The organism is Burkholderia sp. AU33545 (genome assembly GCF_020419685.1).
Lineage (GTDB): Bacteria > Pseudomonadota > Gammaproteobacteria > Burkholderiales > Burkholderiaceae > Burkholderia > Burkholderia diffusa.
Map to the genome: position 1 here is coordinate 850,577 of NZ_JAIZRQ010000002.1, position 21,323 is coordinate 871,899.

Annotated in this window: 20 protein-coding genes and 1 pseudogene; 10 read left to right on the top strand and 11 right to left on the bottom strand. The window is 66.9% G+C overall.

Translation table 11 applies throughout. The annotated features are described in order from the left end of the window. Window positions 1-12 precede the first annotated feature (12 nt). Window positions 13-1,713, top strand: a complete 1,701-nt coding sequence (gene betA / locus LGM71_RS09745; RefSeq protein WP_059600265.1) for a choline dehydrogenase — start codon at window positions 13-15, stop codon at window positions 1,711-1,713. A gap of 78 nt (window positions 1,714-1,791) precedes the next feature. Here the strand turns inward: betA and LGM71_RS09750 are convergent, their stop codons facing one another. The 6 genes from LGM71_RS09750 to LGM71_RS09775 all read right to left on the bottom strand — a co-directional run bounded on the left by LGM71_RS09750 (window position 1,792) and on the right by LGM71_RS09775 (window position 8,545). Beyond that, window positions 1,792-2,913, bottom strand: a complete 1,122-nt coding sequence (locus LGM71_RS09750) for a hypothetical protein (protein WP_226114734.1) — start codon at window positions 2,911-2,913, stop codon at window positions 1,792-1,794. A 242-nt stretch (window positions 2,914-3,155) separates the two neighbouring features. Next, complete coding sequence (locus LGM71_RS09755; protein WP_059534146.1) at window positions 3,156-3,659, bottom strand: hypothetical protein; 504 nt, start codon at window positions 3,657-3,659, stop codon at window positions 3,156-3,158. Window positions 3,660-3,782: 123 nt separating this feature from the next. Then, window positions 3,783-4,607, bottom strand: a complete 825-nt coding sequence (locus tag LGM71_RS09760; protein WP_151048190.1) for an OmpW/AlkL family protein — start codon at window positions 4,605-4,607, stop codon at window positions 3,783-3,785. Window positions 4,608-4,680: 73 nt separating this feature from the next. After that, a complete protein-coding gene (locus LGM71_RS09765) occupies window positions 4,681-5,934 on the bottom strand; it encodes a DUF2957 domain-containing protein (RefSeq protein ID WP_226114735.1) in 1,254 nt (417 codons plus the stop codon). 71 nt (window positions 5,935-6,005) lie between these two features. Next, on the bottom strand, window positions 6,006-7,619 hold the full coding sequence (locus LGM71_RS09770; RefSeq protein WP_124622168.1) for a DUF2957 domain-containing protein: 1,614 nt from the start codon (window positions 7,617-7,619) through the stop codon (window positions 6,006-6,008). Window positions 7,620-8,248: 629 nt separating this feature from the next. Then, window positions 8,249-8,545 carry a cupin domain-containing protein gene (locus tag LGM71_RS09775; RefSeq protein ID WP_059600270.1) on the bottom strand — a complete coding sequence of 99 codons (297 nt, stop codon included), beginning with the start codon at window positions 8,543-8,545 and terminating at the stop codon, window positions 8,249-8,251. 429 nt (window positions 8,546-8,974) lie between these two features. Here LGM71_RS09775 and LGM71_RS09780 point away from each other — a divergent pair, with 429 nt between their 5' ends. The 3 genes from LGM71_RS09780 to LGM71_RS09790 all read left to right on the top strand — a co-directional run bounded on the left by LGM71_RS09780 (window position 8,975) and on the right by LGM71_RS09790 (window position 11,541). Beyond that, entirely contained in the window at window positions 8,975-9,919 is a 945-nt protein-coding gene (locus LGM71_RS09780) for an ABC transporter ATP-binding protein (RefSeq protein ID WP_059600271.1), read from the top strand. Window positions 9,920-9,924: 5 nt separating this feature from the next. Next, complete coding sequence (locus LGM71_RS09785; RefSeq protein WP_121856849.1) at window positions 9,925-10,695, top strand: ABC transporter permease; 771 nt, start codon at window positions 9,925-9,927, stop codon at window positions 10,693-10,695. Between the two features lie 144 nt (window positions 10,696-10,839). Beyond that, window positions 10,840-11,541: an MBL fold metallo-hydrolase gene (locus tag LGM71_RS09790; protein WP_059600272.1), complete on the top strand. Its 702-nt coding sequence runs from the start codon at window positions 10,840-10,842 to the stop codon at window positions 11,539-11,541. Window positions 11,542-11,583: 42 nt separating this feature from the next. Here LGM71_RS09790 and LGM71_RS09795 read toward each other — a convergent pair whose 3' ends face one another. Beyond that, on the bottom strand, window positions 11,584-11,814 hold the full coding sequence (locus LGM71_RS09795; RefSeq protein ID WP_059600273.1) for a hypothetical protein: 231 nt from the start codon (window positions 11,812-11,814) through the stop codon (window positions 11,584-11,586). A gap of 462 nt (window positions 11,815-12,276) precedes the next feature. Between LGM71_RS09795 and LGM71_RS09800 the strand changes: the two genes are divergently transcribed. From LGM71_RS09800 to LGM71_RS09815, 4 genes are all read left to right on the top strand, one after another. Continuing rightward, window positions 12,277-12,708, top strand: coding sequence for a YciI family protein (locus LGM71_RS09800; protein ID WP_059600274.1), 432 nt, complete (start codon window positions 12,277-12,279; stop codon window positions 12,706-12,708). 132 nt (window positions 12,709-12,840) lie between these two features. Continuing rightward, window positions 12,841-13,647, top strand: coding sequence for a DinB family protein (locus tag LGM71_RS09805; protein ID WP_226114736.1), 807 nt, complete (start codon window positions 12,841-12,843; stop codon window positions 13,645-13,647). Beyond that, window positions 13,644-14,375 carry an alpha/beta fold hydrolase gene (locus LGM71_RS09810; protein WP_226114737.1) on the top strand — a complete coding sequence of 244 codons (732 nt, stop codon included), beginning with the start codon at window positions 13,644-13,646 and terminating at the stop codon, window positions 14,373-14,375. Before LGM71_RS09805 ends, LGM71_RS09810 begins: the two co-directional genes overlap by 4 nt. 111 nt (window positions 14,376-14,486) lie before the next feature. Continuing rightward, on the top strand, window positions 14,487-15,335 hold the full coding sequence (locus tag LGM71_RS09815; protein WP_124622175.1) for an alpha/beta hydrolase: 849 nt from the start codon (window positions 14,487-14,489) through the stop codon (window positions 15,333-15,335). A gap of 81 nt (window positions 15,336-15,416) precedes the next feature. Here LGM71_RS09815 and LGM71_RS09820 read toward each other — a convergent pair whose 3' ends face one another. Continuing rightward, window positions 15,417-15,647, bottom strand: coding sequence for a hypothetical protein (locus LGM71_RS09820; RefSeq protein WP_059600278.1), 231 nt, complete (start codon window positions 15,645-15,647; stop codon window positions 15,417-15,419). A 280-nt stretch (window positions 15,648-15,927) separates the two neighbouring features. Beyond that, window positions 15,928-16,833, bottom strand: a complete 906-nt coding sequence (locus tag LGM71_RS09825; RefSeq protein ID WP_124901095.1) for a hypothetical protein — start codon at window positions 16,831-16,833, stop codon at window positions 15,928-15,930. 78 nt (window positions 16,834-16,911) lie between these two features. Here LGM71_RS09825 and LGM71_RS09830 point away from each other — a divergent pair, with 78 nt between their 5' ends. Together LGM71_RS09830 and LGM71_RS09835 are read left to right on the top strand one after the other, a co-directional pair. Beyond that, a complete protein-coding gene (locus LGM71_RS09830) occupies window positions 16,912-17,250 on the top strand; it encodes a helix-turn-helix domain-containing protein (protein WP_044844401.1) in 339 nt (112 codons plus the stop codon). Window positions 17,251-17,852: 602 nt separating this feature from the next. Then, window positions 17,853-19,799 (top strand): Xaa-Pro dipeptidyl-peptidase, encoded by a 1,947-nt coding sequence (locus tag LGM71_RS09835; protein WP_226114738.1) that lies wholly within the window; start codon window positions 17,853-17,855, stop codon window positions 19,797-19,799. Between the two features lie 156 nt (window positions 19,800-19,955). On the opposite strand, the pseudogene LGM71_RS09840 reads toward LGM71_RS09835, so the two are convergent. Next, window positions 19,956-20,225: pseudogene (locus LGM71_RS09840) on the bottom strand (M28 family peptidase); the annotation flags it as partial. 157 nt (window positions 20,226-20,382) lie between these two features. Beyond that, on the bottom strand, window positions 20,383-21,312 hold the full coding sequence (locus LGM71_RS09845) for a 2-hydroxyacid dehydrogenase (RefSeq protein ID WP_226114739.1): 930 nt from the start codon (window positions 21,310-21,312) through the stop codon (window positions 20,383-20,385). Between the last annotated feature and the right edge of the window lie 11 nt (window positions 21,313-21,323).

The window sequence follows — 21,323 nt, forward strand, 5'->3', positions numbered from 1 at the left end:
AGACTGACCGTCATGACGACACGCGAATACGACTACATCATCTGCGGCGCCGGTTCCGCGGGCAACGTGCTCGCGACGCGCCTGACGGAAGATCCGAACGTCACGGTGCTGCTGCTCGAAGCGGGCGGCCCCGACTACCGCTTCGACTTCCGTACGCAGATGCCGGCGGCACTCGCCTATCCGCTGCAGGGCCGTCGCTACAACTGGGCCTACGAGACCGACCCCGAGCCGCACATGGACAACCGCCGGATGGAATGCGGCCGCGGCAAGGGGCTCGGCGGCTCGTCGCTGATCAACGGGATGTGCTACATCCGCGGCAACGCGCTCGACTACGACAACTGGTCGACGCACAAGGGGCTCGAGAACTGGACGTATCTCGACTGCCTGCCGTACTTCAAGAAGGCCGAGACGCGCGACGTCGGCCCGAACGACTATCACGGCGGCGACGGCCCCGTGTCGGTCACGACCAGCAAGCCGGGCGTGAACCCGCTGTTCGAGGCGATGGTCGATGCGGGCGTGCAGGCCGGCTATCCGCGCACCGACGACCTGAACGGCTATCAGCAGGAAGGCTTCGGCCCGATGGACCGCACCGTCACGCCGAAGGGCCGCCGCGCGAGCACCGCGCGCGGCTATCTCGACCAGGCGAAGGTGCGGCCGAACCTCGAGATCGTCACGCACGCGCTCGCCGACCGCATCCTGTTCGACGGCAAGCGCGCATCGGGCGTCACGTACCTGCGCGGCAGCGAGCGCGCGACCGCGCATGCGCGCCGCGAAGTGCTCGTGTGCAGCGGCGCGATCGCGTCGCCGCAACTGCTGCAGCGCTCGGGCGTCGGCCCCGGCGCGTGGCTGAAGGAACTCGACATCCCCGTCGTGCTCGATCTGCCCGGCGTCGGCCAGAACCTGCAGGATCACCTGGAGATGTACATCCAGTACGAGTGCAAGGAGCCGGTGTCGCTGTATCCGGCGCTCAAGTGGTGGAACCAGCCGAAGATCGGCCTCGAGTGGATGCTGAACGGCACCGGCCTCGGCGCGACCAACCACTTCGAGGCGGGCGGCTTCATCCGCACGCGCGACGACGATCCGTGGCCGAACATCCAGTATCACTTCCTGCCCGTCGCGATCAACTACAACGGCTCGAACGCGATCGAGATGCACGGCTTCCAGGCGCACGTCGGCTCGATGCGTTCGCCGAGCCGCGGCCGCGTGAAACTGCGCTCGCGCGATCCGAACGATCATCCGAGCATCCTGTTCAACTACATGGCCGAATCGCTCGACTGGCGCGAGTTCCGCGATGCGATCCGCGCGACACGCGAGATCATGCGGCAGCCCGCGCTCGACCGCTATCGCGGCCGCGAGCTGAACCCGGGTGCCGACTGCAAGAGCGACAAGGAACTCGACGCGTTCGTGCGGGCCCGCGCGGAAACCGCGTTCCATCCGTCGTGCTCGTGCAAGATGGGTTACGACGACATGGCCGTGGTCGACGAGGAAGGCCGCGTGCACGGGCTCGAAGGGCTGCGTGTGGTCGATGCGTCGATCATGCCGATCATCACGACCGGCAACCTGAACGCGCCGACGATCATGATCGCGGAGAAGATCGCCGACAAGATCCGCGGCCGCACGCCGCTGGCGCGCGTGGACGTGCCTTACTTCGTCGCGAACGGTGCGATGGCGCGCAATATCGCGAAGGCGGTGCGGCAGCCGGAAACGGCGTAACCGCGCGAGCGCCCTTCCCCGGGGCGCAGCAGCAACATGCACGGCTCGCCGCGGTCTCGCCGCGAGCCGTTTTTCATTTCATCGGGCGCTCTCGCCGCCCGTACTGAAGCGCTTGATGGCAGCCACCCTCGGCCGCACGCGTTTCGCGCGCACGATCGGATTCGATCGCGACGTCAGGCTCATCGCGCCGCTCAGACGCTCGAACGCGACATCCTCCTTCATCCCGAAGCGACCGACCGCCGGCCACGCGAGCACTTCATCGAGCCACGCCTGCCACGCGTCGCCATGAAAGCGCCGCGCGAACTCGCGCACCATGCCCGGCGCCGCGATCACGATGCCCGCCAGCAGGTAATACGCCCAGAAACTGCCCGCGCCGACGAGCCGGTCGAGCCGGCACACGAACACCGCCGCAAGCAGGCCGTCGACCGACGCGAGATCGGCACGTCGTTCGCGAATCGCGCGCGCGACGAGATTGTGCCGACCACCATACGCGGCAAAGGAAGCCCCTTTTCCGGCAGCCAGCTCCGCGCAGAACATCGCGAGCGCGGCCATCTCGTCGATGCGGGCGGCATCGTCGCGCGGCCCGCAGATGCGCAGCACGATAGCGTCGATGATCGCGCCGGGCCGCGCGGACGGGTCCACGCACGCGGCCACGACTGCCGCCCGTCGTTCTCTCAGGTTCTTCGCGGGCTGTGCTTCGCCGCTCGCGGGTTGTTTTCGGCCGTCGTGCCCGTCGGCGCCGTCGACACCGCCAGGTTCGACGCCGCCGGCAATGCGCTCCAGCGCGGCCCAGCCGTCGGCGGGATCGTCGAAGGCCCACGCATCGACGACACCGTGCGCTGCTTCGAATACTGCGCGCGATCCCGGGCAGCATCGTTCCGCGTGCGCAAGTTGCCGCGCATTCGGCACGTGGATGCACGCGCCGAGCGGCTCGGTCGCGTCGCACGCGCAACCGCCGCCGTCCATTGCCGTCCACGGTGCGAGTTCGTGGAGGACGGCAAGCGCTTCGTGCGGCAGCGGCACGCCCGTGCGCACGCTGGCCGTACGCGACGACCGCGCGGTCGTTGCGCCAGCGTCGTCCGTCGCCACGCAAGCCGCTTTGTTCAGATATTCGATCAGGTACTGCAGCCACGCAGCCGTGCGCAGCCGGTCGGGCGTCGCAGCGCGGGCATCGCCATACTTCGCTGGGTCGGTGAGCATGGGTAGTCCGGAATGGTTCTGGCAAATCGAAATGATTGTTCTATGTCCGTCGACGCAGGCGGCACGGTGCGTCGCACCGGCCCGCCGCATGGCCGCCCGCATCGGATCGCGAAGCAGGCGGCCTGCCGGTCGTCACGCGGAACCACGCGACGACGCGAATCCATCGCGAAACCGGCACGCCCGCCGCGCATCGTTGCACGGCCCTCGTCCCTGGCGGGCGCCCGGTTCCGATCGCGCGACGCTTACTGCACGTGGAACTTCGGCGACGTGGCGACCGTGCCGCTGACCGTGCAGTCCGGTGTCAACACCGCGTTGTTGAACGTCAGTGACGAGTTCGGATCGCTCCACGTCGTCACGACCTTGCTCGGCCCGCAGGCGCCGAGCAGCGAAACGGTCACCTTCGCGTTGTTGATCGACAGCTGCGTCGTACTGTCGGCCTGGCCCGTCCACGGCGATGCGCTGGTCGCGCTGCCGCTGATCAGGCCGCACGTCGCGGCGCCCGTAAACGTCGTCGACGTGATGTTGACGATGCCCGTCGAGGAGATCGTGCCGTTGAACGTCGCGTTGCAGGTTGCGTTGATCGACCCCTTGGCCAGGACAGTGAGGCCCGTCGCGGAGAACGGCTCCCCGTTCGGGTTCATGGCCTGCCCGTCGGCACGCGAGACGGTGACGGCGAAAGCAGGCGCGGCCGAAACCGCGGTGAATGCCACTGCAGCAACAAGCGATACGATTTTGCGAATGCTCATTTGAACTGCCCCCTCTCTCTTCACAAATGGCGGCATGCCGCCAGGAACGCGACGCCCCGGCCGGATCGGATCGGCCGCTCGGTCGCAGGAAACCGCCGGCGTACGCAATGCACGCCGGACGGCTCAGAACTTGTAGGAAATCCCGACGAAGGTGATCAGCGGATCGGCCTTCAGCCGCGTGCGCGTGGTCGCGAGCGTCGAACCGTCGGCGGCCTTGATCACAAGCGACGAGTAGGTCTTCAGCGGCATGTAGGTCAGCGTCGCCGTCAGCCCCCAGTGCTTGTCGATCGCATAGCTCGCGCCGACGTTGTAGACCGGCGTGAACGACGACGACGCCTTGCCCTCCACCGACGTCGGCCCCGGCTTGCCGGCGCCGGCCGCGAGCACGCTGCCGAGGTTCTCGTTGATGTCCTTCGCGAAGTTGCCGTTCAGTTCGATGTTGCTGAACCAGCTGTAGGCCACGCCGATCCCGACGAACGGACGGAACTTCGCCGTCGGTGCATTGAAGTAGTACTGCAGAATGATCGTCGGGCTCCATTGCCGCGCATTCTTCACGGCCGGCTGGTTCGACGGATTGTCCATGTTGACGCTGCCGAGCGACCCGGCCGGGCCCGGCGGCCGGATCACGCCGTGCCCGGTCAGCGTGAACTCGGGTGGCACGCCGAGCACCGACGTCACCGCGATATGGTCGGTGAAGAAGTGCGTGAGCGTGAGGCCGACCGTGTCGGCGTTGTTGACCGTCAGGCTGGTGCCCGGCGACGTGAACGACCCGGGCAGCCGCAGCGGCCCGTTGATCGGCATGCTCGCGAGATTCGTCGTCAGCCCGTTGGTCGAATCCTGCGGCATGATGTGCAGCCACCCCAGCGTCGCGACATTGTCGCCCGCCTGTTGGGCCGATGCGAACGTCGACACGCCTGCGACGACACTCGCGACAATCAGCTTCTTCATGAAGTCTCCCCCTCATTCCATCCGGGCGCCGCGCAGCCATGCGCGACGCCGCCGTGTCTCCATCCGCGTGTGATCACTGCACGAACGCGCCGACCGTGAAGTACGGATTGCTCGTATCGGCCATGTCGAGGAACCCGAACACGCCGCCCGTGAACACGAACTTGCCGGTCGCCGGCCCGGACGCCGCGTCCGCGTGCACGGTCGTCACGACACCCGGCACCTTCTGCGTGTAGTCGAGGTTCAGCGCACGCGTGAGCGCGGCCTGGGACGCGTTGAACGGATCGAGCAGCGTCGCCTGCGCACCGACGAGCGCGGTCGCGCGGTAGTTGAACGCGCTGTCGACGCCCGTGTACTCGCCGTTCTCCGAGCCTTGGGTGATGGCCGTCTGCGGGCTCAGGAACGAGATGCCCGATTCGTCGTCCGCGCTCGGCGGCCCCTGCGTGAGGTCCGCGTTCGCGGCACCCGTGCGGATGAAGACCGGCACGAGCTGATTGCGCAGCTTGCCGACGATCAGGATTCCCTTGCCGCCCTTCGCCGGATCGAGTGCGGCGAGCGTCGGCGGAATCTGCGGCTGGTAGTTCAACGACTGGAGCGCCGGTGCATCCGGGCGCAGCGTGAACGGCTGGTTCACGGTCGCGCTCGATGCGAGCGGCTGCCCGCCGTTCTTCTTGCCGAAGTTGTCAGTCTCGACGTAGCTGCCGTCCGCGTTGATCGTCACCTGCTGGTCGAGCGCCACCGGCTGGAAGTTCTGCGACGGCACCTGGTGGTAGCCGAGCTGGTTGTACGTGCCCGCGATCTTCGTCAGGTCGGTTTCGAGCGACGAGAAGCTGATGAACGGGTAGTACGGGAACGTCGTCTTCGGAATCTTGCCCACGCCGATCACACCGTCGAACTGGATCGTCGCGCCCGGAATCGCACCGCCCAGCACGCCTTCACCGAGGAACAGGCGCGCCGGCCGGCTCGGGTCGAGGCTCGCGTTCTGCATCCGGAACGTGCACTGGTTCAGCTTCACGGTCGGCAGGCCCGTTTCGTCGGCCAGCGTGCCGTCGACAACGTTGGCCGGCGCCGTGTCGCGCGTCGGCTGCACCGTGCCGGTGGCCGTCGGCACCGGCGATGCGAGGTAGGTCATCCGGTACGTCATCTTCGTCGTGTCGAGCTGCACCTTCACGAGTTCGCCCGAGCCGGAACCGCCGATGAACACAGTGTTGTAGTCGATCGTCTGCGGACACAGCCTGACCACCGGCGCGGGCGGCGGGTCGCCATCGCCACCGCAGGCGACCAGCACGGGCGCGAGCGACGCCGCGGCCATCCAATTCTTCACATTCATAGGAATCCTCTAGAATTTTTATTCGCCGGCGGCGACGCGTGCGCCGCCGGTGTTCCGTGTTCAGTCCGCCGTTACTGGACGAACGCGCCGACCGTGAAGAACGGGTTGACCTTGTTGTTGTTGACGACCATCGCGTAGATGTTCCCGGCCGTCACGAGCCAGCCGGTGTCGCCCTTGCTGAAGATCGCCACGTTGCCGTTCGCCCCCTTCGCGTTGAAGTCTTGCGACGCCGTGACCTTGATCTTGCCGGGTGTGGCCTGCGTGTAGTCGAGTGCGAACTGCGACGTGACCGACGACGTCTGCGGGTCGATGAACGCCGCGGTGGCGCCCTGGAACAGCGTCGACGTGTAGTTCGCGGCCATTGTCGATACGGCGGTACCGTCGTTGCAACTGCCGGCCTGCGCCAGGAAGAAGGTGCCGTCGAAGGTGCCGGGCAGATCCGGATGCGGGACGTTGTTGTTGAAGCTCGGCCCCGCCGTCGCGATCGCGAACGTCGCGGTGCTGGGTGCCACGACACCGCACGCGGATGCGCTCGTTGCGCCGATGAAACCGCCCTTCAACGAATTGGCCGAGACGGCCGTCGTCCGCGACAGCATCGAAATCCCCACCTCGGCATCGGCGACCGACGCCAGCAGGTTGCTCGCGTCGATATGCGTGTAGCCCACGCGAATCACGACCGGCACCAGAACGCCGTTCAGCTTGCCGACGATCATGATGCCCTTCGCCTGACTCGGCGCGACGATGACGATTGCCGATCCCTGCCCCGCGAACGGGTAGATGAGGGTGCCGCCCGCGTTCGCCACCGCGTGGCTCACGAACACGTTGTCGGACGAGCCGTCCGCGTTCTTGCGCAGCGCCCACGGCGTTCCGGTGGTCTGGCACGAGTAATCGCTGCCTGCCGTGATGGTGCACGAGCCGTCGGCATTGAACGTCTGGTTCCAGTTGACGACGTCGGGTTGCCAGCCGACCGCCCCCGTGCTGCTCTGCGCGCTGCCGCCGACCGGCGACAGGTGGATGCCGAGTTCGTTGTAGTTGCCCGCGACCTTCGAGAAGTCGGTTTCGGTATCGGTGAAGCCGATGAACGGATAGAAATCGAAGGTGCGCGACGGCACGGTGCCAAGCACGATGCCCGGGAACGGCTCGAGACCGGCGAACGCGATCGTTGCGCCCGGAATCCCGCCGCCAACCACCCCGTTGCCGACGAACAGCATCGGCGGATCCGCGCGATTGATCGTCACCGCATACGCGCCGTCGCTCGTCGCGCCGCTGTCGAGCACGAACGCACAGCGGTTCTGCTCGGCGGTCGGCAGATTGGTCGGATGATGGAATGCACCGCTGATCGTCAGGCCCGCGCGCGTGTTGTTGACCTGCCCCGCCGAGGTCGGCACCGACGATTCGATGAACTGCATCTGGTAGGTGAGCTTCGTCGTGTCGAACTTCACCTTCACGTATTCGCCGCTGCCGGCGCCGCCCGTGTAGGTCGTCGTGTAGTCGAGCGAATCCGGACACAGCTTCGTCACGACGGGCGGCGTCGTTTCCGCGCCGCTCGGCCCGCATGCGCTGCCTGAGCACTGCGGCACGTTGATCGGGCCCGGATCGTCGCCGCCGCCGCAACCGGCAACGAACGGCAGCGCCAGCACGGCGCACGACAGGATCGCCTTCCGCCAATCAGGAATGCAAATCATCAACCCCTCCTTTTGAGGTACGACAGGTCTCGCCCGGTTGAGCTGCGTGGCCCACCGGTTGGTATCGCGCCGACGCGACGATGCGCGGCACATGACGATGCGCACGATGTGCGCCGCGTTGCCGGTCACGCAAATGCGATCAGGATCGACGTGGCAGACAAGCGCAATCCGGCGCCACCGTCATGCGGCACGGCGCCATCGGGGAAATCGAAATGGAATGGGGTGCGTCGCTACCGCGGCAACGCGATGCGATGACGCAGGCAGCGCGCAATGCGCGGCGCGCCCGCATCCGGCGAAAAGCAGGGAAACGGCAGTGCGGCAAGGCCCTCGGATAGGCATGTCATGTATTGGTCTCCGTACGTACGCTTGATTCGTTATCGTGATGCGTCGTTTGTCGAGACTATGATCGGACGATCCGCACAAGTAAATGGATGCAGAGTTCCAAACGTGCCGAACCGCGCGATCCTCGGTGCGAGCAGGGTGTTTGACAGTTTTTCAAACAGCCTTCAATTTATTTGCTCAGACAAATACCCGGGCTGTATAACGCGCGTTTGAATGTCGGCGGTCCACCTCGCGCAAGGCCCGGCGTGCGGACCTCCGGCGGCCCGCGCGCATGCCGCGGCGCAACCTCACACGTCGATGATCGCGAGCGTGCCGTGACTGCCCGGCAGCACCGCGTGGCGCAAGCCCGCGGCAGCAAGGTACATCTGCCCGGCTTCGACGACGACCGTCTCCGCGTCGACCTCGAGCATCAACCTGCCGTCGAGCACCAGCAGCCCTTCGTCGTAGTCGTGCACTTCCGCTTCGTACGGCTGCGCGTCCATGCGCAGCACCTTGATCCGGGCCGGCCCGACTTCGCCGACGATCGTGGATTTCCATGCAACGGCCTGCGCGGCCGCGACGGACTTGAAATCGATCAAGGACATGTGCTTCGCTCCGGGACGTGAGAGGAATGCATTATCGCGAGCGCGGCGCATACCGTCCCGGTACGGCCCGACGGCGTTCGAGCGGCACAGTCGGCCTGGTGCCCGCCCCGCTGCCGCGCGCAAGCGCGATCGCCATCCCGTTGCCCGAAAACCGCGCGCATTGTTCGTCCGATTCGAATAAAGCGCCGCTTTATTGAAAGACGCACACACATTTTCCGCAAATCCGACACCGGAATCGCATGACCTTTGCGTCGAAATGCATTTCCATCTTCCGATTGCTAATATGGCGGTCCTGCGATCCCGCACCACAACGCCGTTCGACATGACGCCCGTTCGCCATGCCGCACCCGACACCGGCCGCCTCGCAGCGGCGGCACCGGGCACGCGCGGCGCGCAGCGTCGGACCGACCGGCCGTGCCATCCGTGAGCATGCAACCGATCCTTTCCGTCTCCGACCTCTCCAAGACTTACGCGTCCGGCTTCCAGGCGCTGAAGCACGTGACCCTCGACATCCGCCCGGGCGAGATCTTCGCGCTGCTCGGACCGAACGGCGCTGGCAAGACCACGCTGATCGGCTCGATCTGCGGCATCGTCACGCCGACCGAAGGCCGCGTGACGGTCGGCGGGCACGACATCCGCGATCAATACCGCGCCGCCCGCGAAATGATCGGCCTCGTGCCGCAGGAGCTGACGACCGACGCGTTCGAAACCGTCTGGGCGACCGTGTCGTTCAGCCGCGGCCTGTTCGGCAAGGCCCCCGATCCCGCTTACATCGAGAAAACGCTGAAGGCGCTGTCGCTGTGGGACAAGCGCGACAACAAGCTGATGACGCTGTCGGGCGGCATGAAGCGCCGCGTGATGATCGCGAAGGCGCTGTCGCACGAGCCGCGCATCCTGTTCCTCGACGAGCCGACGGCCGGCGTCGACGTCGAGCTGCGCCGCGACATGTGGAAGCTGGTCGACTCGCTGCGCGAAAGCGGCGTGACGATCCTGCTGACCACGCACTACATCGAGGAAGCCGAGGAAATGGCCGACCGGATCGGCATCATCCTCGGCGGCGAGCTCGTGCTCGTCGAAGAGAAGCGCGAGCTGATGCGCAAGCTCGGCAAGAAACAGCTGACAGTGCAGCTCGAGCATCCGCTCGCGACCGTGCCGGGCGAACTCGCCGCGTTCGGGCTCGAACGCGCGGACGACGGCACCGCGCTCGTCTACACGTACGACTCGCAGCGCGACGACGCGAGCATCGCGAAGCTGATCAACGCCCTCGGCTCGGCCGGCATCGGCTTTCGCGACCTGCACACGACGCAGAGCTCGCTCGAGGACATTTTCGTCAGCCTGATCGACAACCGCCGCAACGGCACACAAGGGGCCTGACGCACATGGCGAACTGGAATCTTCACGGCATCCGCGCGATCTACCGCGCCGAAATGGCCCGCACGCGCCGCACGCTGATGCAAAGCATCATCGCGCCGGTGATCTCGACGTCGCTGTATTTCGTCGTGTTCGGCTCCGCGATCGGCTCGCGCATCAGCGACGTGAACGGGATCGGCTACGGGTCGTTCATCGTGCCGGGCCTCGTGATGCTGTCGCTGCTGTCGCAGAGCATCTCGAACGCGTCGTTCGGCATCTACTTCCCGCGCTTCACGGGCACGATCTACGAGATATTGTCCGCGCCCGTATCGTATTGGGAGATCGTGATCGCGTATGTGGGTGCGGCCGCGTCGAAGTCGTTGCTGCTCGGGTTGATCATCCTCGCGACGGCAGGCCTGTTCGTGCCGCTGCACATCCTGCATCCGTTCTGGATGGTGCTGTTCCTCGTGCTGACGTCGATCACCTTCAGCCTGTTCGGCTTCGTGATCGGCATCTGGGCCGACAGCTTCGAGAAGCTGCAGCTCGTGCCGCTCCTGATCATTACGCCGCTCACGTTCCTCGGCGGCAGCTTCTATTCGGTCGACATGCTGCCGCCCGCGTGGCGCATCGTCACGCTGTTCAACCCGATCGTCTATCTGATCAGCGGCTTCCGCTGGTCGTTCTACGGGCTGGCCGACGTGCACGTGGGGATCAGCCTCGCGGCCACCTCGCTGTTCCTCGCGATCCTGCTCGCGATCGTCGCGTGGATGTTCCGCACCGGCTACAAGCTGAAGAACTGACGCGCCGCGGGTTGCCCCGGTTCGCGGATCCGGGGCGGCGCTGCTAGACTGGATCGGAAGATCGACTGCCGCCGTCTGCCGCACCGCAACCCGCGGTGCGCGGGCGGCGCGGCGCCCGCCCCCTTCCCTGCGCGAGGATCACCGATGAGCGCCTCCCGAATCGACGCCGTCCGCGACGGCCTGTTTCGCGCCACGTCCTACGTCGACACGCTGAACCTGAGCTTCAGTCAGTTCTTCGTACGATCGTCGCACGGTGACGTGCTGTGCGTCGAAACGGGCACGCGTTCCAACTTCACGCAACTGAGTGCGGCGCTCGACACCGTCGGCATCGCGCCGTCGATGGTCAGCAACGTGATCGTCCCGCACTTCGAGGCCGACGAAATGGGCGCGCTGCCCGACTTCCTCGCGGCCAATCCGGCGCTCGTCGCGTACGGACATCCGATGTGTACATGGGGGCTTGCCGACGTGTTCGGCGTACGCGCGATTCCGTTGAAGGACGGCGAGCCGACGACGCTCTCGGGCATCGACGTCGTGCCGGTCTTCACGAAGCACGTGCATCAGTGGGACGCGCTCGTCGTGTATCTGCCGGCGTACAAGGCACTGCTGTCGTCGGACATCCTGATGCGCTTCGGCAGGGAGGAGACCGACGACCCGCTGCCGGCAATCCTCGACGCGATCACGCGCTCGGACTACCTCCCGTCGCTCGCGCACCTGGCGAGCGCGCTGCGCCGCATCCAGGCGCTCGATCTCGACATCATTCTGCCGATGCACGGCCCGGCGATCACGCATGACATCGCGCGCGTGATCGCCGGTGTGATTGCATATTGCGAGGCGGCCGCGGCGTAACGCACGCGCTGCCGTGTGCGGCCGCCCGTCGTCCGTCGCCGGTCAGGCGCCGGTCACGACGAATTCCGCAGCGGCCTTGCTCTGGATCGCGGCCATCACTGCGAGTTCGCGCTTGCTGCGCGGCTCGCCGGATACGACGCCCGTCGCATGCTTGGCCTTCGCGCCGAGCGGGAAGAACACGAACGACGCGCCGGCCGGCGCTTCCGGCTCGGCACGCAGGCGTTTGTTCAGAATCTTCAGGTACTTTTTCTTCGAGACTTCCTTCGTCGCCATGGCGCCCTCCACATGAACGTAATGCTGACCAGCATACCAGTTTTGACCGGGGGCTCCGGCGCGTCGCCGCACGATCGACCCGTGCTGGAATCGACCGGGTTGCGCGACTCGCCACGCTGGGCCGCGGCCGGTGCCAGTGCCAGTGCCAGTGCCAGTGCCAGTGCCAGTGCCAGTGCCAGTGCCAGTGCCGGTGCCGGTGCCGGTGCCGGTGCCGGTGCCGGTGCCGGTGCCGGTGCCGTCCGCCTCCGGTTTCACGCGGGCGAATCCTCCACTCCGCGCGCCTCGTCCGTTACGCGATGCTGCCCACGGCTGCCGCCTCCCCGTCACCGGTCATCAGAATTGTTTGCGCGCGATGTCGATTCGCGCGCATGTTATGCGTCGTAGTGTCGTAACCGATCGTTTTGCCGTCCGCACGGCAGGCCGATTACGGATTTTCCCTTTCCCGTTCAAGGAGTAGCGACAATGCGCGTCATGGTGATCGTCAAGGCAACGGCCTTTTCCGAATCGGGCACCATGCCCGATACCGAACTGCTGGCCGCAATGGGCCAGTACAACGAGGCACTCGTGAAGGCCGGCGTGATGCTGGCCGGCGAAGGGCTGCACCCGAGTTCGCGCGGCAAGCGCGTGCACTTCTCCGGCAAGGACCGGACCGTCATCGACGGCCCGTTCGCCGAGACCAAGGAACTGATCGCCGGCTACTGGCTGTGGCAGGTGAATTCGATGGAAGAAGCCGTCGAATGGGTCAAGCGCTGCCCGAATCCGATGCCTACCGAATCGGACATCGAGATCCGCCAGGTCTTCTCGCCCGAGGATTTCGGCGAGGCGTTCACGCCGGAGCTGCAGGAACAGGAAGCACGGCTGCGCGCGGAGATGGAAGGCAAGCGGGACGCATAAGGCTGGCCCGGCCGGGGCGCAGCAGCGCAATCGAAGCGGGTGCCCCGGCCGAATCCTCTGCATAAACGGATTGACGGCGCCTCGCCGTATAACGTAGCATTTTGATACGTTACACGGCGAGGCCTTGTCGTCATGCATTCCCGTTTTGACCGTTTTCGCGCGACGCCACTCGGCGCGCAGCTCGAAGCCCTGATTACGCAGCCCGCGCGCTATCTCGAATTCGCGGCGCTGTCGCGCGTCGGCGTCGCGGCGATCGGCGCGATCCAGCACGAGATCGCGCACAAATTCCCCGAAATCGAAGCCGATACGACCGCCCGGCAGTTCTGCGGCGCGATGGTCGCCGACGTGATGCGCCGCCACGGGCACGACGTCGTGCAGGCGCGCGGCCGGATCGGCGGCGCGCTGTTCAGCTACGGCGCGGTATTCAGCGCGTTTCCGCTGGTGCTGCCGTTCGCCGACGTCGTCGCCGCGCTGGCCGCGATGCCCGACCGGTTCGCCGCGTATGCCGCTCGCGTTCCCGCCGCGCTGGCCACGCGCCGCCCTGCCGGCACGGGCTTCTCGCTCGTCGAACATGCGTGCCACCTGCGCGACCTCGACGCGGTGTTCGCCGAACGCATCGATGTCGTGCGCACGCACGAACTGCCGGTGATCGCGTCCGTCGACGGGACCGCGCTCGCCGCGCAGCGCGACTACCTCGCACAGCCGCTCGACGACGCGCTCGCCGCATTCCGCGCCGGCCGCGCCGCGCTGTGCGCGTCGGCCGCGGCGCTGCAACCGTCCGAACGCCAGCGCTGCGGGCTGCGCGACGGCATCCGCCGGATGTCGCTCGACGAACTCGTGCGCGAGCTGCTCGACCACGATCGCACGCACGCGCTCGAACTCGACGAACTGCTCGCCGAATTCGAATTGCCGCCCCTTCCGTTGCCGAACGCCCAATGAGCCAGCCCGCTCCGCCCGTCGTCTTCGTTCACGGTTTCATCGGCACATTCGACGTGCCCGGATGGCCAGGCCCGCATCTCGCCCCCGACCTGCTCGGTTACGGCATCCATCGCGACGCGCCGTCCGACGCGATCACGCTCGCCGCGCAAGTCGAGCATGTCCGGCAGGCAATCGACACGCACTTCGGCACGCAGCCGGTCGATATCGTCGGTCACTCCGTCGGCGGCGCGATCGCGATGCTGTTCGCCCACGCGCATCCAGCGCGCGTGCGCCGGATCGTCAACGTCGAAGGCAACTTCACGCTCGACGATGCGTTCTGGTCGGCGTCGGTCGGCCGCATGTCGGCCGCGCAAGCCGACGCGATGCTCGACGGCCTGCGCGGCGATCCGTTCGGCTGGCTGCGCGGCTCAATCGACGATCCGTCGCCACGCCAGCTCGACGACGCGCGCCGCTGGCTCGCGCATCAGCCGGCGTCGACGCTGCGCGCGACGGGACGCTCGGTCGTCGCGACGACGGGCGACCCCGATTATCTGCAGGCGCTCGCCGAAGTATTCGAGCGCCATCCGGTGTGGCTCGTCGCGGGCGAACGCTCGCGTGCGGGCTGGCACGTGCCGGACTGGGCGCTCGTGCGCTGTGCAGGCTTCGAAACGATCGCCGGCTGCGGGCACCTGATGCCGGCCGAGCAGCCTGGCGCGTTCCTGGAGGCGCTCGCACGCTGCCTCGGCTGACGCGAACGGCCCCGGCCCCGCCACCTGACAATCCGTAGGTTTCGCCGAAATATGGCTGAAAGGGACGGTTGCTAGAGTCGCCGAACAGGGTTTTCCCGATGCGAGGGCTCCATGAATCTGGTACGCGCGTTCTGGCTACTACTGCTGCTCGCCGCCGCGGGCCCGGCCCTCGCCTATCAGGCGCGGGTCGTCGCGATTCCGAGTGCCGCGATGAACCAGACGCTGAAGGCGACCGTCGTGCTGCCCGACGACTACGCACGCCTGCGCCACGGCCCGGAACGCGGCGTCGAGCGCTTTCCGGTCGTCTACCTGTTGCACGGCTCCGGCGGCGACCACACCGACTGGACCGCGAATACGCACATCGCGGCACTGGCCGATCGCTACCGCGTGATCCTCGTGATGCCCGACGGCGGACACGAAAGCTGGTACATCGACAGTCCGTTCGACTCGGGCAGCCGCTACGAAACCTTCGTCGGCGACGAAGTCGTGTCGTATGTCGACATGCACTTCAGAACGATCGCGACCAAGGGCGCGCGCGCCATCACCGGGCTCAGCATGGGCGGCTTCGGCGCGCTGCGCATCGCGCTCGACCGGTCCGACACGTTCGGCGCGGTCGGCAGCATCAGCGGCGCGGTCGATCCGCGCTGCTGCGAGGACGAACCGGGCATCGACCACGTATTCGGCGACCCCGGCCGCCATCCGTCATTCTGGAACCGCAACGCGATCGTCGAAAACGCGCGCGCGTTCGTCCGCGCACATCTGGACCTGACGATCGACTGCGGCCGCGACGACTCGTTCGTCGGCTCGAACCGCACGCTGCATCAACGACTCGTCGCGCTCGGCGTGCCGCACGACTATGCGGAGCGTCCGGGCGGACATACATGGGACTACTGGGCACACGCGATCCGCTACCAGATGCAGTTCTTCGCGACGTCGTTCCAGCACGGCGGCTACGCGTAGCATCCGGCAGGCGCGACACGGGCGTGTCGCATTTCTCACTCAGCCATACGCGCAAGTGAAGGTAGAAGCCGCGAATCGAGTTCAGTTGCCGTGCGCCGCGTCGGCCCCCACCACGCGATCGAAGAACTCCTGCGCACGCGCCAGTTCGTCGAGCGCGCGATCGAGGCGCGACATCGCACGTGCATATTCGGCCGACGAGACGTCGTCGTCGCTTTCGCCGCGCACCGCGCGAAACGCCTGATCGACGTTGCGCGTCGCTTCGACGAAGCGTTGCGCCGCTTGAGCTTCCCGCGAACAGATGTGGATCGACATCGACACGTCTCCCTCAGGATTGCAGTGTGAAGCAAGCCGACGCCCAGCGTGCGTGGTGCGCATGTCAGCGGCGTGAACGACGGCGAGCAGCCTGTCGACGCACGAGCCACCGCGCAGCACGCTTCGTGGCGATTGTCTCGCGACGCTTGCCGATCTGCCACGGCGAATTTGCAACACATTCTTGCGCGCGCCGCGATGGCGGCCACACGCATGCGTGTCGTTGCACGCGCATTCAGCGGTCCTGCTTCACGTCACGCACCGCACCTGCGCGGCGCGAACGTCATGCGCGCCCGATACGCGGATGTGCGATACCGCCGAACGCGGCCGCTTCGCCGGGAGACAGATCGAACAGATCGCCGGTGAGCCCGCTCGGATGCTCGGCCGTGGGCCGGCTGCGCAGTCGCGCGACATGCGTGGGCGCGACGTAGGCGGCCGCCGTTTCGATCGGCGGCACGTCGAACAGGTCGCGCGTGACGCCACGCACGGCATCCGTCGGCGAACGGCCGCGCAAGCGCGCGACCAGTTCGACGAAGCGATCGAAATCGCCGGCGCGCGTCGCCTTGTTCACCTCGGCGAGATCGCGCGCCTTCAGCACGCACGGCTGCGCGAGTCGCACGAAATACGGTGCTTCGAGTTCGACCGACAGCGCAAGCGGATAGCTCTTGCCAGTTTGCTCCTTCGCGCGCCCGATGCAATCGACCACGGCCGCGCCCTGCGCGACGCCGAGCGGCTTGCCCGTGCTCACGCTGCGCAGGTGGTCGGGGAACACGCGCAGTTGCGTGCCGACCGTCAGTGCGGTGGACGATGCGCAGACGAGTGCGTAGTGCTGTTCGCGGCGCCGGCCCGACGGCAGCGTCGAGCGGCTCGCGATGAAGGTGTGCGCCGGCAGCGGCCGCACCTGGCCGCTTGCGTCGACCCATGCATTCCACAGCAGCGCGTCCTCGCGCCTGCGCTCGCCGGGCCGCGTGCGCGACGCGACCGGCGAAAACAGTGCGAGCAGCGAGCCCGTGCGATGCGCGGCGACTTGCGCGCTGCTGCCGAGCGGCTGGTTGATCCCCCACAGAAAACGCCCGCCCCCGAGCCGGCGCTCCCATTCCTTGCGGAGCACGACGGTCGGCAGTTCCTCGCCGGACTCGGTACCGATCTTCGTCCAGCAGAACGTGGGAGGGAGGTGTTTCAGTGTCATCAACTTTCTCGGGATACAGCCTCGCTGGTGACAGCAAGCCCATTCAACAACCGTAACTGTATAGGTATAATGCATCGCATGGAAGCCCCGGACCATGATTTTCCTGTACAAGACCTGTTGCGCCGTCTGATGGCGGACACGCGCTCGTCCAGCGAAATTGCGAGGCTTTCCGGCGTCAGCCAGCCAACCGTGTCGCGCCTTCGGCTGTCAAACGGGCATCGGCTGCGACGTAGCGCACCATTCAATAAGCTATGCAGTTTCTACGGCGTCGATACCGGCCCGGCGCGCCGCCGGTACAACGACCTGCTGCGCGACGCGATCGTCGACGCGTGGGACGGCTCCGACGAGCACGGGCGGGCGCTGCTGGTCGTGATTCAGGGGTTGAAGGATCTGCAGGCGAAGGCCGACGACGGCTGACCCTCACAGGCGTTCATGAATGGATGCAAGACTGAAAGCATCCGGCGAGCGGGCGATGGCGAACACGATTCGTCATCGCCCGTTTTGCATCGGACGACGCGGCGCGAAGCGGCGGCAGACGCGCCGCCAGCACACCACGCGCCCCGCATCGACGACGTCTCAAATATTTTTTACTCACAGTTAAAAAAGTTTGACACGCCGTTTTCACTGAGATAACTTTTGCGCAAGCTTCCGGAAAGCAAACGCGAACCGGCAAGCCATCACGATGCGCGGCGCGGCCGAAACCGCCAATCCGTTTCATTCCGTCGCCGCACGCGCATCGCGTCGTGTTTTTCCGCAGCGCAGCACCGCAGCTCGCAACATCCCCGTTTCATCGAATGATGTCGTTCCGCCTCACCTGGAAGGACGCGCGGCATGCGCACATTTACTTTGCAGTCCTGCATGACATGCAGGCCGAAGCCACGGCTTTCCGGCCGGCGCATGTCGCCGGCGATGTCCCAATGGTGCGGTTTCCTTTTCGTTGCATGCAGTAATCGGCCCGGCCCGCAGGGGGCGTATCGCGGAACGGTCGTATCCACACAATCAAAAGAACGAGGTCGGCAATGCAATTTCATTTCAGAGGATCGCGCCGCGCATGGATACCCGCGCTCGTTGCAGCCGCGACGCTCGCCGCGTGCGGCGGAGATGACGGCGGCAGCGTGGCGGGCGTGTCCGCGCTCGCACAAGGTCAAGGGCAAAACCAGGATCAGCAGGGTGACAATGCACCAGGGCGCGTGTCGCCGTCCGGCGTCCCGTACGCGAATCCGGCCAGCGGCGGGCGCTACAAGCCGGTGATCACCGACGGTCAGGTACAGCCGTCGCTATCCGGCGGCACGATCGAGGAAAACGCGTGGGTCGACACGTCCGTCGACTCCGACGGCGACGGCACGCGCGACCGCATTCACGTGCGCATCGTGCGTCCGTCGGAAACCGCCAGCGGCGCCCGCACGCCGGTCATCGTGCTCGCAAGCCCGTACTATGCAGGGCTCGCCGACAGCCCGAACCACGACGTCGACGTCGAACTCGACGGCACCCCGCATCCGGCCGCCACTGCGGCCTCGGCAGCCACCGGCGCCTCGGCGCGCATCATGGCCGCGGTGCCGCAGACGCGCATGCTGCAGCAGCTCGAGGCAGCCGCGGCCGGCCGTTCGTGGATCGAGGGCTACTTCATTCCGCGCGGCTTCACGATCGTCTATGCGGATTCGCTCGGCACCGCCGGTTCCGACGGCTGCCCGACGATCCTCACGCGCGACGAATCCGTCGCGATGGCGTCGGTGATCCGCTGGCTCGGCCGCGATGCCACCGCGAAGGATGCGAGCGGCAAGCCGGTCGTCGCGAACTGGTCGACGGGCCACGTCGGCATGTACGGCGTGTCGTACGACGGCACGCTGCCGAAGATGGTCGCGAGCCTGCGCACGCGCGGGCTCGACGCGATCGTGCCGATCGCCGGCCTGTCGAACATGTATGGCTACTACCGCTCGGGCGGGCTCGTGCGCGCGCCGGAGGGCTATCAGGGCGAGGACGTCGACGTCTATATCAAGGCACTGCTGACGAACGCGCATCCGGAGCGCTGCACGCACCTGATCGACGAGGCATTGCAGCAGGAAGACCGCAAGACGGGTGACTATTCGCCGTTCTGGGCCGCGCGCGACATTCCGACCGCGCACGCGGTCGCGCCGGCACTCGTCGCACAGGGGCTGACCGACGACAACGTGCGCGTCGACCAGTCGACGTCATGGTATCTGGCGATGCGGCGCCAGGGCGTGCCGACGCAACTGTGGCTGCATCGCCTGAAGCACACCGACCCGACCCGCGTGCCGGCGATGGCCGATGCGTGGACTGCCGAGGTGAACCGCTGGTTCACGCGCTACCTGATCGGCGTCGACAACGGCGTCGAACGCGATCCGCGCGCGGTGGTCGAGCAGGCCGACGGCACGCTGCTGAAGGAAGCCGACTGGGCCGCGCGGCACGCCACGCCGGTCGCGTACTTCGCGGGCGGCGACGGCACGGGCACCGGCACGCTGTTGCGGCTGCCGAGCGGCGGTCCGCTCGCGCGCTTCACCGACGATGCGTCGATCCCCGCGCTCACGCTGGCGAACGCCGCGACCGGCGAGCATCGCAGCCGCTTCGAGACGGCGCCGTTCGCGGCTGCGACGCGCCTGTCCGGCACCGCGACCGCACGCGTGCGGCTGACCTTCACCGGCGTCGCGAACGTGACGGCACTGCTGGTCGACCGCGCACCGGATGGGTCGGCCACGATCGTCACGCGGGCATGGACCGATCCGCGCAATCGCGTGTCGGACTGGTTCTCGCAGCCCGTACTGCCGGGGATGCCGTATGACCTGAAGCTGACGTTCATGCCGCGCGACTACATGCTCGCAGCGGGTCACAAGCTCGGCCTCGTCGTGCTGTCGAGCGACAACGAGGCGACACTGCGGCCGACGCCCGGCACGGGTCTCGCGCTCGATCCGGCAGGCACGTCCGTGACGGTGCCGCTGGTTTCGTCCTGAGCCGGCGCGGTCTGGCACGACTGACCGCCACGCGCGTGCAATCGCGCCCGATCGCATGCGCATGACGCCGGGTGACACGTATCGAAGGCGCCGCGCGACGATGCTTCACCGTCGCACGGCGCCGTTCTTCGTCGGCCACGCGATCGCGTCAGCCATGCGACGCCCCGCACGACGAAAGGCTCGCTCGACGGCGAGGCCGGCGAGCACGCCGTAGCAGCCGTCGAGTGCGCCAGCGTTGGTCACAGTGTCGATGTGCGAGCCCATCATCAGCGGCCGCTCGCTGCCGTCGCCGGAGGCGGAACGCAACGTGCCCAAAATGTTGCCGATCCGATCGACCTGAACGTCGAGGTCAAGCTCGCGCATCCATTCGACGACGAGCTCGCGCCCGGCCCGCTCGTCGTCCGTCAGCGCGATGCGCGTCAAGCCGATAGCCGGACTTGATGGAGTGAAATGCCATTTCAGCAGGATCGATATTTCGGCGCTGAATTCGCGGCCACGACGCAAGGTTCTCTCGTCCTGGCGGGCCGGTTCATCTTCGTGCCGGTGCGTCCTTCATCCCTTCCGCACGCGGCGGCGGCGCCGCTCACACCGGCGTCAGCACCGGCTCCCCCGCGAAATGCCGCGCGGCGTTGTCGAGAAACTGCTGGACCGAACGATCGAGCGCCTCCGGCGACCAGCCGCCCATGTGCGGCGTCAGCACGATATTGTCGAGCGCCGTGAGCGCGCGCGGCGGCTCCGGCTCGCCTTCGTACACGTCGAGCCCGGCGCCCGAGATGCGCCGTTCGCGCAGCGCATCTGCCAACGCAGCGGTATCGACAACGCTGCCGCGCGACACGTTGACGAGAAACCCGCCCGGGCCGAGCGCGTCGAGCACCGTGCGATCGATCAGATGATGCGTGCCCGCGCCGCCCGGCGTCGCGACGATCAGGAAATCGGCCCATTGCGCGAGCGCCTCGACACGATCGAAATAGCGATACGGAACATCCTTCGCGGAACGGTTGTGATAACCGATCTCGATGTCGAAGCCGGCCGCGCGCCGCGCACACTTCTCGCCGATCTTGCCGAGCCCGACGATACCGAGCTTCTTGCCCGACACGTTCGGCGGCATCGGCAGCGCGTCGCGCCATACGCCGGCGCGGGTGTTCGCGTCGAGTTGCACGACGTTGCGCACGGCCGCCAACAGCAGCGCGAACGCATGATCGGCGACACAATCGTCGTTGGTGCCCGCGCCCGTCACCACGGTGATGCCGCGCGCCTTCGCATGCGCGACATCGATGTGCTCGTAGCCCGCGCCGAGCGCGCTGACGAACGTGAGCTGCGGCAGGCGATCGATTTCGGCGGCAGTCAGGCCCGTGCTGCCGTTGGTCAACACCGCGCGGATCGTGCTGCCGTGTTCGGCGATCGCGCGCTCGCGTTCATCGGCGACCGGTGCATGATGGACGTCGTATGACGCGGCGATCTGGCGGTGCGCGTCGCCGCGCAGCGCGATAAGGACCAGCAGCTCAGGCTTCATGTCAGCAAATG